Origin of the sequence: Catenulispora subtropica (genome assembly GCF_039531675.1) — a bacterium.
Lineage (GTDB): Bacteria > Actinomycetota > Actinomycetes > Streptomycetales > Catenulisporaceae > Catenulispora > Catenulispora subtropica.
Genome location: NZ_BAAAQM010000007.1, coordinates 25,115 through 37,924 on the forward strand (window position 1 = coordinate 25,115; position 12,810 = coordinate 37,924).

Below are 12,810 nucleotides of genomic sequence, written 5' to 3' on the forward strand. Positions count from 1 at the left end.
CATAAGGGTCGTGGTTCCCGGCGCCGCGGTCGTGCTCACAGCACCCACGGCACCGAGGGTGACGGCAGCGGCGGCGCGCGGTGCTCCGGCGGGACCGGGACGATCATCGGTTTCGGAACGCTCAGCTCAGCGGGGTCGAGCGGATGGCCGGCACCGCCCGGTACCGCGGCGCCGACCGGGGCCGCGTCCTCCCGCCGGTCGGGCCGCGGGGGAGGCGGCAGGGCCTCGCTGATCGCGACCAGCGCGCGGGCCAGCGCGCGGTCCGGCGCGGCGACCCGTGGGGCGTCCAGCCGGCGCGCCAGATAGCCGAGGAACTCCTCGCCCTCCCGGGAGTGGGCGGCCGCGCCGGACCGCTCGAAGCGGCCGCCGACCGCCGCCGCGCCCAATATCAGGGCCTGGGCGAACCGCTCCTGACCCTTGCGCACGTGTCCGGAGCCCGCCAGGACCTCGGCGTACCCGACCAGCGTGATCGCGTAGGACAGCGGTTCCCGGCCCGGATCCAGACAGCCCAGCGTGTGCTCCATCGCCGCCCGCGCCTCGTGCGGACGCCGCTGGCGGGCCCGCAGGCGGCCCAGGGCGAAGGAGGCGGCGCGGTGCAGCCGGCTCGCGTCCGACTCCAGCTGTTCCACGGCCACGGTCAGGTGCCAGTCCGCCTCCGGCGCCAGCGCCGGATCGGCCAGCAAGGCCACGCCGAGCTGGGCGTGGGCGGCGCCGAGCGCGCGCGGGTCGTCGAGCCGGGTCGCCGCGGCCAGGCCGAGCCGGCACACCTCGGCCGGGACGGCCGGGTCGGCCGCGTAGGCGTGGGCGATGAACCGCCACGTCAGCTCGTCGTCACCGCGCCCGGCCAGCCAGCGGGCCACCGGGGCCACGTTCCCGCGCTCGAAGTCCAGGAACAGGTCCGCGTCCTCGCCGGCGAACGGCAGCCACTCGGCCGGGCCCGCGGTGTTCAGGGCCCGCGGTCCTCCGGCCGGAAGCTCCCGGCCGGGATCGCGCAGCCAGGCCGGCCCCGTCCCGCCGTCCCGGTCCCCGGTGTCGCCGTCCGGGGCCGTCTGCCGGGAACACGCCTCGAAGACCCGCACGTACCACCGCGCCACGCGTTCCTCGACCACGTCCCGGTCCGGCAGCTCGGCGCCGCAGTGACGCGCGTACCGCAGCACCATGTCGTGCAGCCGGTAGCGGTCCGGGCCGGTCTCCACGACCAGGTTCGCCGAGATCAGCTCGTCCAGGAGCCGGCGCGCGCGCAGCACCGAGACCCCGGCGGCGGCGGCCGCGAGCTGCAGGCACACCGAGTCGCCGGGCAGCACGCCGAGCTGGGCGAACAGCCGCGCGGCCGCCGGCTCCAGCCCGTCGCGGGCCTCGGCCAGCGCCGCGCGCACGGTGCGCGGGTCCCCGGCCACCGTCAGCGTGTCGATCCGCTCGCGCAGCTCCTCGGCGAACGACGCCGGCGACTGCCCGGCCCGCGCGGCCAGCGTCGCGCCGGCGATCCGCAGCGCCAGCGGCCAGCCGCCGCACAGCTCGACCAGCTCCGCGACGCCCTCGCCGCGCAGCCGCTCGGCGCCGACGATCGCGCTCAGCAGCTCCAGCGACGGGTCCGGGCCCAGCGGTTCGATCGTCAGGGTCCGGACGGCGTGATGGATCGACAGCGCGGTCAGCCGGCTGCGGCTGGTGGCCACGATCAGACTGCCCGGCGTCGGCGGCACCAGCGGCAGCAGCTGCCCGACCGCCTGCACGTCGTCCGCGACCACCAGCACCCGGCGGCGGTGGACCATGGTCCGGTACAGCGCGGCCCGCTCCTCGGTGCTGACCGGGAGCTTGTCCGCGCTCACCCCGAGGGCCAGCAGCACCGCGCCGAGCGCCGTGCCGGCCTGCGGCGGTCCGCTGGCGCGCGCCGGGCGCAGCCCGACGAAGATCTGGCCGTCCGGGAACCGGTCGGCCACCGCGTGCGCCCAGCGGACGACCAGCGCGGTCTTGCCCAGCCCGCCGGCGCCGGACACGACCAGCACCCGCGGCTCGTCGCGGGGTCCGGGCAGGGCGGCGGTCAGCGCGGCCAGGTCGCTGTCCCGGCCGAGGAAGTGCCCCGAGCTGGCGGGCATCTGCGCTGGCGGTGGGGCCGTCAGCGAAGAGGGCGCGGGCTGGGGGGTGGCGCCGGTCGCGGCTCCGTCGTCGTCGGACACCGGTTCCGTCGGAGCGGGGCGTCTGGATCTTCGCGCCTGCGGGGTGGCGGCCGGTCGCGGTGTGGCGGGCGGCTTCGGTGCGGCCGCCTTGTGGGCCGTGGCCGCGGGCCGGCCGCCGGTCTTCAGGGTCCTGATCCCGACGGCGGGCTGTTCGACGGCCGGCCGTTGCGACGACGCGGTCCGGGGCCGCGGCACGACGGCGCCGGCCGGCGCCGTCCCCGACGCGCCGTCCGGCCGCGCCGGCGGCGTCTCGTCCGGCAGCGGCTCGCCGCGCAGGATCAGGGCCCGGAGTTCGCGGACCTCGGGGCAGGGCTCGGCGCCCAGCTCCTCCTCCAGCCGCTCCTGCAGCGCGACGTAGGTGCGGACCGCGTCGGCCTGCCGGCTGCACTTGTAGAGCGCGGTCATCGACAGCAGGACCAGCCGCTCGCGCAGCGGGTACGCCGACACCGCGGAGGCCAGCTCGCCGACCACCTCGGCGTGCTGGCCCAGCGCCAGTTCCGCCTCGAAGCACTGCTCCATCAGCCCGACGCGCAGCTCGGCCAGCCGGGCCCGGTCCGGGTCGGCGCCCGGCGCGCAGGCCCCGTCCAGCGCCTCGCCGCGCCACAGCCCGAGCGCCAGCCGGGCGATCTTGGCCTTCTCGGCCGGTGTCCGCGCGGCCCGGACCTGCCGGGCCAGCGCCTCGCAGCGTCCGCTGTCGACGGCCTCGGACGGCACGTCGAGCAGGTAGCCCGGCTGGCGCGTGACGAGGGCCGCGCCGACCTTGCGGCGCAGCCCGGAGACCAGGCCCTGGACCCGGGAGCGCGGCGCGGCCGGCGGCCGCTCGCCCCAGAGCCCGTCGATGATCCGGTCGGTGGACGACACCGTCCCCGGCTGCAGGGCCAGGAGTGCCAGCAGATCCCGCTCCAGCGGGGCCAGCGGTACCCGGACGGCGCCGGCCCAGGCCTCCACCGGCCCGAGCAGGAGAATCTCCAACAACGCAGCATCCTCCCCAGAATGCCAATGCTCATGGCGGACCCGCGCACGACGAGGAGCATCGCCCGCGGTCCCGGCACCTCTGGCACGGCTCGGGCCCTGGTATGGTTCAGGACCCGCACGGGCGCTCGTGAGCAGCCCGTCTCCCGCCCTTCGGTGGCATGTCAGGCGTCTCATTATTCGGATCGTACCGTCGGGCGGCAATAAAGAGTCAGGACGAAGAAAACTGATTCAACAGGTACTTCGCCGAGGATTGGGAAGCGGCCCGGAAGGGTATACACGAGCCCTGTTATTACTGCTCGGTTTCCCGGGGCGACCTGCGGAACGGTCTGCGACAGAAAGATATCACACGGTGACGGAGAGCATTTGTTTCCGCGCTTTCTCGGCCTTGATGTCAATGACTTGTTCGCGGCCTTCGACGAAGGGCCGGGAAGTGCGGGTGACCGGCACTGTCCGTCAGCTTCTGCGCGGAGGGCGCCGTCGTCGCGCCGAGGGCCGGAGCCGAGGGGGTACCGTGCGGGCCGTGATACCGGGTCACGTTCTCAATATCCTGCGACGCCACCGCCGCCGGCCCCGGCCGCCGGCGGTCCGGGCGGCGGTCGACGGGCTGCCGGCCGTCGTGCTCACCGTGCCGTCGCCGGCGCTGTTCGTCCTGGCCGACGGGCTGGCCGTCCGGGCTTTCCCCGATCCGGCCGGGCCGCTGCTGCCCGGAGACGCCGTGCGCCTTCGGCACGACGCGCACCGCCTGGTGGCCTCGCCGGTGGGCCCGTGACCGCCGATCCCTCGGTCTTCGCGCGCCACGGGTACCAGGAGCGCATCCCGCTGGTGCTCGTGCTCGACACCTCGGCCTCGATGGGGCGCCCGGCGGGGCGGCCGCGCATCGACCAGCTCGGCGCCGCCCTGGCCGAGCTGCTGGCCGGTCTGCACCGCAATCCCGCCCACGCGGCGCGGGTCGACGTCGCGATGGTCCGGTTCTCCTCGCGGGTCGAGGACCTGGACGGCGGTTTCCGGCCGGTCGGCGAGGTCCGGGTGCCGCCGCTGGCCGCGGGCGGGCACTCCGTGATGCTGCCCGCGATCCGGCACGCGCTCGAACTCGGCGCCGCCTATCGCAGCGGTCAGCTGCACCGGCACGTCCCCTGCCGCCCTCCGGTCGTCTGCCTGATCACCGACGGCGCCCCCACCGACGAGGACGGCGCGCCGCAGGACCACCGGGGCTGCGCGGCCGCGGCCACGGCGCTGCGCGCGGCCGCGGCGCGCGGCAGCCGGTTCGTCGCGGTCGGCGTGGGCGGCGCCGACATGGGGCTGCTCGCGACGCTGGCGCCCGCGGCGCACTACGAGGTCGACGACTTCGACATCGGCCGGGTCGTGGAGATCATCACGGCCAGCGTCGAGACCTCCGGGGCCGGCGGCGACCCCGACGCCGACTACGAGCGGATCCGCCGCCTGCAGGAGATCAGGAGACTGGAGCAGGGGATGTGAGCGGCCGGCCGTCGGTGGCCGGCTGGACCCAGACCGGCTCCTCCCACGCGGCGCGCGGCCGGGAGACCCAGGACGCGTTCCTCGCGCGATCGGTGCCGGAGCAGGACGTCCTCGTGCTCGCGGTCGCCGACGGGGTCGGATCGCGGGACCGCAGCGCACTCGGCTCGCGGCTCGCCGTCGACGTCGCGTGCCGGATCCTGGCCCGCGACGCGCCGGATCCGGCAGGACCGGCGGCCGTCTGGCGGGACTGGGCGCGCGCGGCGGCCACCGCCGTGGCCGACGAGTTCCGCCGCTGTGTCCGAGCCCTGGGACCGGACGAGGACGGCCGCGAGCTGGCGACCGCGTTGGCGGCGGCGGTCGTCCGGGGCCCCTGGGCCGGCTTCGTCGCGGTCGGCGACTGCTTCGCGGCCGTGCGGACCACCGCACCGGGAGCGGATTCCGGCGGCGGGACCTGGCATCTGGTGCTGCCGCCCGGAAACCCGGCCGCGCTGCCGACCGCCGCCCGCTCCGAGATCCGGGCCTTCGCCCTGTGGGATCCGGAGCTGTCCGGGATCCTGCTGGCCACGGACGGCTGCGCCCCGCTGGCCCTGGAACGGCCCGACGGCCTCGGGCTGCCCGACGCGGCCGGCCCGCAGCCCGCCCCGGCGTTCTTCGCCGAAGTGGCGCGCGGGATCCGGGACGGAGGCGGCTCCGCGGCGCTGGCCGACCTGCTGCGCGCCGGCTCGGCCGAACGGTCCGCCGACGACCTCACCGTGCTCTGCGCGCTGACCGCGGGACCCTGACCGTGCCGATCGAAGCCGTCACGGCCGACGGCGGCAGCCTGACCCTGACCGACCGCGTCGGCGCGGGCGCCCAGGGCGGCGTGTACCGGGTCCAGGGCTCCCCGCTGCTCGCCAAGCTCGTCGTCGGCGCCGGCGACCCGGCGTCGATCGCGCACAAACTCGACCGCATGGTCCGCCAGGGCCGCGCCCCGCGCACCGTGCGGCTGCTCGGCGACGGAGCCGAACCGCCGCGCACCGCCTGGCCTCTGGCCCGCATCGCCACGCGCAGCGGCAGCGCGACCGGCTTCCTGATGGCCGACCTGCACCACTGGTACGTACCCTTCGACGTGTTCTTCGCCCCGCAGCGGCGCCGCGCCGTGTTCCCCGCCGCGTCCTGGGCCCTCGGTCTGGCCGCCGCCCGCGAACTGAGCCGGCTGGTCGCCGACCTGCACGCCGAGCACTACGTCATCGGCGACCTGACCGCCGGGAACCTGTGGCTCGACGCCGGCGGCCGCGTCGCCGTGAGCGACGTCGACTCGTTCCAGTTCACCGACGGCGAGGCCTTCTTCGCCTGCCGCGTGCGCACTCCCGGCTACACCGCCCCGGAACTGGTCGCCGACCCGGACCTCCCGCCGGACGAGAACACCGACCGCTTCGCCCTCGGCATCCTGATCCACCGACTCCTGATGTGCGGCGTGCATCCGTTCGCCGGAGTCGCGCCGGACGGGGAGTACCGGGGACTGGACGGGAACGCCGTGCTGGGCCGCACCCGTCTGCTCGCCCCGGCGGCGGTGCGGATGCCGGCCGGCACACCGCCGGTCGCGGTCCTACCCCGGCCGGTCCGCGCCCTTCTCAAACGGTGCTTCGGACCCGGCGGCGCCGCCCCGCGCTCGCGTCCGTCGGCGCAGGAGTGGGACGCCGTACTGTCCGCGTGCTCCGCGTCCCGCATGGTCAGACAGTGCTTGTCCGTCAGTAGTCACTGCTATCCGGCGGAAACGCCTTGGTGCCCCTGGTGCGATCTGCGGGCGGTCGGCGTCGACTGCTTCCCGCCGCCGGAGGGACACCGCTAGCGCCGACGTGCCACGGGAATGGGGAGGGGCGGACCTTGAGCGGATCCCCGAAGTACAGCGTCATCGCCTACAACGCGCTCGCCGTCCAACGGGCGGCGCGCGCCCGCGAGCGGCGGGAGCAGGCCCGCCGCGAGCAGGAACAACGCCGGCAGGCCCGCGAGCGGGACCGCGTCGAGCGGCTGACCGCCGCCGGCCGCGAGAGCACCCGAGCCGCGCTCGGACCGGCCCGGGACCTGGCCGCCGAACTCCGCCGGAACGCCGGCGCGGGCTTCGACACCCGCCTGCGCACCCTCGAAGAGCGCATCAGCACCCTGACGGCTGCCGTCGGCACCTCCACCCTCGCCGAGCAGAGCGAGATCGTCCGCGCCGCCCATCAGGTGCGCGGTGACCTCGCCGGGCTGCGCGTCCAGATGGCCGTCGCGGCCGGCGTGGCGATGCGCTCCGAGGTGGTCCGCACGCTCCGGGCGGCGCTGGACGGCGCCGTCGCGAACGCCGACGCCGACGCCGAAGCCGAAGCCGGCAAGCACATCGGCAAGGCCCGTGAGGAGCTCGACCGGCTCCAGGAGACGGTGTCCGACACCGACGGCTTCGCGTTCGACGTCCGGCGCGGCACGGCCGAGGCCGCCGTGAACCGCGCGGTGCACACCGCCGCGGAGGCCGTCGAGCGGCAGCGCACCGAACAGCGGGAGCGGGCCGAGGCCGAGGCCCGGCTCGCCGTGCTCACCGAGCGCGTCGAAACAGCGGTGTCCGACGCCGCCGGGTTCGCCGCGGACGACCTCGGCGAACCCTTGCGCACCGCGCTCGCGGCAGCGCGGGAAGCGGTGCGCACCGGACCGGCGGGCAGCGCCGCTCCGCTGCTGGACCACGCCGAGCGCCGGACCGCCGAGGCCGAGGCCCGCCTGGACGAACTGGCGGTGGCGGCCGAGCAGCGCGTCGCCCTGGCGGACGTCCTCAAGACGGCGATGGCCCGCCAGGGGCTGCTGTACATAAAGGGCGAGGACCACGGCAGCACCCTGACGATGAACTTCCAGCGTCCCAACGGCGCGGTGTACCGGACCCGGATCGAGGACAGCGGTCCCGGCGGCGAGGGCGCCGTCCTGACCTACAGCATCACCGGCGAACCCGACGTGGCCGAGGACGCCGAGATCACCGTCGCCGCCGACCGCGTCTGCGACGAGACCGCGGCCCTGCTCGGCCGCGTGCACGGCGATCTGCCGGAGGAATACCGGGCCGGTCCGTTGTTCTGGTCCGGGCAGCCCAAGCCGCGGGACCCCGGCCCGGAGGGGCGGGAGCGGGCCAAGCCGATAGACCAGGGCGCCGACCGGTCCGAGGCCCACCGGCGGGAGCGCCGCCGGTGACCGAGCCGCTCCCCGGTCCGCCGCTCGACAGGCCGCGTCCACCGACCGACCCCGCGCCCGCGCCCGCGCCGGCCAACGGGAGTCTTCCGGTCTGGGCCGTGGTCCTGGGCTGGGAACTGCGGCGCGGCCGCCAAGTCATCCTGCACGGCGAAGTCAACGACCGCTTCTGGCTCTGGGGCCGGCCCGCGGGATTCCAGGAAGTGGTGGCCGACTATCTGGCCACCACCGGCGCCGAGATCGTCCTGTGGTGGGATCCGCTCGACGGGGTCACCTTCCCCTTCCCCCACCACGCCGAGCGTTTCGCCGACCTCCTGCTCGCCCTCGGCCGGGCCGACGCGGACACGCTCGCCCCGGCCGGCCCGGACCGCGGCCCCGGGCATCCCGGTGATCCCGGTGATCCGGGCGGTACCGGTGATCCCGGCGATCCCGAGCAGCCTGCCCGTCCCGGCTCACGCCGGGCGGCCTCGGCGCGTGCCGCCCGCGGCGTGCTCAGGGCGCACGGCCCCCGCGCCGCGCTGCCCACCGACGTCACCGAAGTGCTCGACATGGCGCGCCGCGTCGCGGCCAGTCCGCTGGCCGCCACCGCGTTCGTGTTCCAGGACCTCGACGTGGCGCTCCCGGTCTCCGACCCGGCCAGCGCCGACGGCTACCTGCGGCTGCGCGCCGCGATGACCGGCGCCGCCGTCCCGGCCGCGCCGGCCGAGGAGGAGCCGCACCGGCGCAACGCCGTGCTGGCGGTGACCGGGAGTCTGGCCCGGCTGCCGCACTGGCTGCACGCCGAGGACCCGCGGGTCGTCACCCTCCAGGTCAACCGCCCGGACCAGGGTGAGCGGCGCTGGTGGCTGGACCAGCTGCGGCCCGGGATCCACGGCGCCGGTCCCGGCGACGATCTGGAACCGCTGGTGCGGGCCACCGACGGGCTGGCCGGCTGGGAGCTCGACGCCCTGGTCCGCACCTCGGTGCTGCGCGGCATCCCGGCCGACCGGCCCGCGCAGCTGCTGGACGCGCTCCGGTTCAACGTCCGCACCAACCCGTGGGAGCGGCTGGACCGGGACACCATCGTGCACAGCGCCGAACTGCTCGGCGCCCAGGTGATCGGCCAGGAGACGGCCGTCGACGCGGTCGCCGAAGCGCTCAAGATCGCGTATCTGGGCCTGGACTTCGGCGCCTCCGGCACGGCGCGGCCGCGCGGCGTGTTCTTCTTCGTCGGCCCGACCGGGGTCGGCAAGACCGAGCTGGCCAAGGCGGTCACCCGGCTGCTGTTCGGCGACGAGGCGGCGTTCGCCCGCTTCGACATGAGCGAGTACCGCGAGGAGCACGCGGCCGAGCGGCTGGCCGGCGCGCCGCCCGGCTACGTCGGCTACGAGCAGGGCGGCGAGCTCACCCGGCGGGTGCAGGCGCGGCCGTTCAGCGTCCTGCTGTTCGACGAGATCGAGAAGGCGCACCCGGTCGTCCTGGACAAGTTCCTGCAGATCCTGGAGGACGGCCGGCTCACCGACGGCCGGGGCCAGACCGCCCACTTCTCCCAGTCGCTGATCATCTTCACCTCCAACACCGGCGCCGACGCCATGTGGGACCTGATCACGACCACCGCCGACGACCTGCCCTACCGCGAGGTGCGGGAGCACTTCACCCGGGAGGTCGAGAACGCGTTCCAGAACCTGCGGCGGCCGGAGATCTACGGGCGGCTCAAGCCCGGCGTCGTGGTGTTCGACCTGCTGCGGTCCCGGCACGTCGCGGGCATCGCCGACCGCCTGCTGGACCAGATCGCCGAGTCGGTGCTGGAACGCCGCAAGGCCGTCCTGGACCTGGACCGGGCCGCGATCGGCGACTGGATCCTGGCCCGGATGCGGATGCCGGAGAACGCCCGCTACGGCGGCCGGCAGATCCGGAACGAGCTGGAGGCGCTGCGCATCGCCCTGGTCGAGTACTTCCTCCGGGCGGACCCGGAACCGGGGAGCCGGCTGCGGGTCGGCATCACGCCGGACGGCGTGTTCGAGATCCGGAACATGACGACGGGGAGCGGTCCATGACAGTGTTCGGCATCGACCTCGGGCGGAGCGCCGCGCGCCTCGCCTGGCCCGCGGGCGGCCCCGGCGCCGCGACGGGGACCGCGGGGTCGGTCGCGGTCCCGGCGGCGGTCCGCTTCGCCGGGCCGGACGAGACCCTGGTGGGGGAGGACGCTCTGCGTCCGCCGGCCGGGCCGGCCTCGCCGGCCGGGCCGGCCGGGGCCGCCGACGCGGCGCAGGTCTTCGTGCCCTCGGTGCGCGATCTGCTGGTCCGCTCCGCCGAGGCCGCCGACGCCGATGTGCGAGCCTTCGAGCGCACCTACTCACCGGAGTCCGTGGCCGCCCTGGTCCTGGCCGAACTCGCGACCCGAGCCCGCGCCGCCACCGCGGGCCAGGTGCGCGACGTCGTCCTCGCGACACCGACCGGCTTCGGGGTCGGGCCGGGCGCCGCCCAGCGCCGGGCCGCGGAGGAGGCCGGCCTGGCGGTGAAGGGCACCGTGCTCGCCCCGGTCGCCGTCTGCCTGCACTACGGCGCGGTCGGCGAAGGCGTCAACCAGAACCTCGTGGTCTGCGACGTCGGCGCGGGCGGCCGGGAAATCAGCGCCCTGCTGGTCCGGGAGTACCTGGTGGACCTCGTGCCGGTGCCGCACCTCGCCGAGGACCTCGTCGCCGCGGTCCGCGCCGCCGGTGCCGCGATCGGCGGACCGGACCTCGACGACCTCGACGCCGTCCTGCTCGCCGGCGACGGCGCGACCGAAGACGTGGCCGTGCGGCTCGAGGAGGCGCTCGGCGTCCCGGTACGCCGCGCCGAACCCGAGACCGCCGTCGCGAACGGCGCCGCGCGGTCCGCGAGCTTCGGGTTCCTGCGGGTCAACACCTCGGGCGCGCCCACGTCGAGCCCGCGGCCGGACACGTATCAGAGTCCTGTGGCCGACGTCGACGACCCGGAACCGGCGACATCCCGGCGGCCGCCCGCCTCGTTCGAGCAACGGATCGGCCGGACATCGCCCCCGGCCCCGCCTCCGTACGAGGAACCGCCCGCATCATCATCATCATCACCGCCGCCGCGCGCCGAGACCGTCCTCCCTCCCCGCACCGAGCACGTCCCACCCCGCGCCACCTCCTCCGCCCCCGCCGACACCGGCCCGGCCCGCCCGCAGCCGGTCGCCGCGCTGCACGCCGTCCGCCGCGAGGACCACGCCCTCCTCACCTGGATCTGGCCGCCCGACTGCGTGAACTCCGTGGTCCGCTGGCGGATCGGGACCAGCGACGACGGCCGGAGCGGCGAGACGGTGTGCAGCCGCCGCGTCTACGAGCACGAAGGAGGCTTCCTGCTCCGCGTCGGCCTCACCGAGAGCCTGTTCACCGTCGAGGCCCTGGTCCCCGGAGCGCACCCGGATCCCGGCCCGCCGTCGTCCGTGGCGCTCGCCGCCCTGCCGCCGACCGTCCGCTACGCCCTCACCGTCACCCGCGGGCGCCGCCGGACCGGCCGGGTCACCCTCACCGCCGACACCGACTGCTCGTTCCCGACCATCGACGTGGTCCTGTCCGAGGGCCGGTACCTCCCGCGCGGCGCGCACGAAGGCGAAGTCGTCCACCGCATCGCCGGCGCGCGCCTGGCGCAGCGGACCCCGCTGACCGTCGAGTTCCCGGTCCCGCGCTTCCGCGGACCGGCCTGGCTCGTGTGCTTCCCCGCCGACCCGGCGGACTCCCTGGTCGAACTGCTGCCCGAGTCGCTGCACCGGTTGAAGGTGGGATGAGGATGCCGCTGCTCCGCAAGCTGACCCGGACACCGCTGGCCCCCAAGCCGCTGACCTGTCCCTACTGCTACGAACGGTTCCCGATCCGGGACATCCTGTTCCGCTGCAACACCCGCATGAGCCGCACCGGCCGGCGCTGCGTCGCCAAGACCGACGGCATCCTGGAGGAACGCACCGGCAACCGCCGCGAACTCGGCCCGGTGTTCTCCGCCGACGGCCGCAAGACCACCGCGGTCTGCCCGGACTGCGCGAGCGAGACCCGCTACCGCGTCTGTCCGGTCTGCCACAGCCAGCTCCCGACCCAGTTCGGCCTGGTCGACAACCTGCTGATCGCGATGGTCGGGTCGAAGGACTCCGGCAAGACCGTCTACATGACGGTGCTGCTGCACGAGGTGATGAACCGCATCGGGGCCCGCCTCGACGCCTCGCTGCTGGCCGCGGACGAGCACACTCTGAGCCGGTTCCGGCTGAACTACGAGGAGAGCCTCTACGCCGAACGGCGGCTGCCCACGACCACCACGTCGGCCGGCACCCGCGACGGCCGCGTGGACCCGCTCGTGTTCCGCTTCAGCGTCCGCCGGAACGGGCCGATCCGGCAGGCCCCCGTGCACACGCTGCTGTCGTTCTTCGACGCCGCCGGCGAGGACCTCGTCTCGCAGGAGAGCGTCGACCTCAACACCCGCTACCTCGCCAACGCCGACGGCGTCCTGCTGCTGCTCGACCCGCTCCAGATGCCCGGCGCCCGGCAGTCCGCGGCCCCGGACACCCGGCTGCCCGGCGTCGGCGCCCGGTACGACACCTCGGTCGGCGTCCTGACCCGGATCACCGACATGCTCCTGTCCCAGCCCGGCCTGCTGAACCGGGGCCTGATCGACGTCCCGGTCGCGGTGGTGTTCCCCAAACTGGACGCGTTCCGGCACCGGCTGCGGCGCGGCAGCCCGCTGACCGTCGAACCGCCGGCCGGTCCCCGGTTCGACGTCGCGGACAGCCTGGACGTCCACACCGAGATGATGGGCCTGCTCCGGGACTGGGACGGCGTGCAGATCGACCAGGTGATGGCCAACAACTACCGGCGCTACCGCTACTTCGGCGTGTCCGCGCTCGGGGCCAACCCCACCTCCGACGCGGAGGTGGCGCAGACCGGCATCCAGCCCTACCGCGTGGCCGACCCGTTCGTCTGGCTGCTGAGCGAGCTCGGCGCCGTCGGCCGCGAGGGACGCGGGTGAC

9 protein-coding genes are annotated in these 12,810 nt (G+C 75.5%); 8 read left to right on the plus strand and 1 reads right to left on the minus strand.

Features of this window, described 5'->3' with window-relative positions; genetic code table 11:
* Positions 1-35 precede the first annotated feature (35 nt).
* Positions 36-3,149, minus strand: a complete 3,114-nt coding sequence (locus ABD466_RS08525; RefSeq protein WP_344656410.1) for an AfsR/SARP family transcriptional regulator — start codon at positions 3,147-3,149, stop codon at positions 36-38.
* Positions 3,150-3,660: 511 nt separating this feature from the next.
* On the opposite strand from ABD466_RS08525, the gene ABD466_RS08530 reads away from it, so the two are divergent.
* The 8 genes from ABD466_RS08530 to ABD466_RS08565 are packed head-to-tail and all read left to right on the plus strand — an operon-like array spanning position 3,661 to position 12,809.
* The gene (locus ABD466_RS08530) at positions 3,661-3,918 is read left to right on the plus strand and encodes a hypothetical protein (protein ID WP_344656411.1); all 258 of its coding nucleotides are present in this window, start codon (positions 3,661-3,663) and stop codon (positions 3,916-3,918) included.
* Positions 3,915-4,625 carry a vWA domain-containing protein gene (locus ABD466_RS08535; RefSeq protein WP_344656412.1) on the plus strand — a complete coding sequence of 237 codons (711 nt, stop codon included), beginning with the start codon at positions 3,915-3,917 and terminating at the stop codon, positions 4,623-4,625. Before ABD466_RS08530 ends, ABD466_RS08535 begins: the two co-directional genes overlap by 4 nt.
* The gene (locus tag ABD466_RS08540; RefSeq protein WP_344656413.1) at positions 4,622-5,407 is read left to right on the plus strand and encodes a protein phosphatase 2C domain-containing protein; all 786 of its coding nucleotides are present in this window, start codon (positions 4,622-4,624) and stop codon (positions 5,405-5,407) included. Before ABD466_RS08535 ends, ABD466_RS08540 begins: the two co-directional genes overlap by 4 nt.
* Positions 5,408-5,409: 2 nt before the next feature.
* Positions 5,410-6,456 carry a protein kinase domain-containing protein gene (locus ABD466_RS08545; protein WP_344656414.1) on the plus strand — a complete coding sequence of 349 codons (1,047 nt, stop codon included), beginning with the start codon at positions 5,410-5,412 and terminating at the stop codon, positions 6,454-6,456.
* 35 nt (positions 6,457-6,491) lie between these two features.
* Positions 6,492-7,814 (plus strand): coiled-coil domain-containing protein, encoded by a 1,323-nt coding sequence (locus ABD466_RS08550; RefSeq protein WP_344656415.1) that lies wholly within the window; start codon positions 6,492-6,494, stop codon positions 7,812-7,814.
* Positions 7,811-9,847, plus strand: coding sequence for an AAA family ATPase (locus ABD466_RS08555; protein WP_344656416.1), 2,037 nt, complete (start codon positions 7,811-7,813; stop codon positions 9,845-9,847). Before ABD466_RS08550 ends, ABD466_RS08555 begins: the two co-directional genes overlap by 4 nt.
* A complete protein-coding gene (locus ABD466_RS08560) occupies positions 9,844-11,583 on the plus strand; it encodes an Hsp70 family protein (protein ID WP_344656417.1) in 1,740 nt (579 codons plus the stop codon). The genes ABD466_RS08555 and ABD466_RS08560 overlap by 4 nt, the downstream gene beginning before the upstream one ends.
* Entirely contained in the window at positions 11,580-12,809 is a 1,230-nt protein-coding gene (locus ABD466_RS08565; RefSeq protein WP_344656418.1) for a TRAFAC clade GTPase domain-containing protein, read from the plus strand. The genes ABD466_RS08560 and ABD466_RS08565 overlap by 4 nt, the downstream gene beginning before the upstream one ends.
* Position 12,810: the final 1 nt, after the last annotated feature.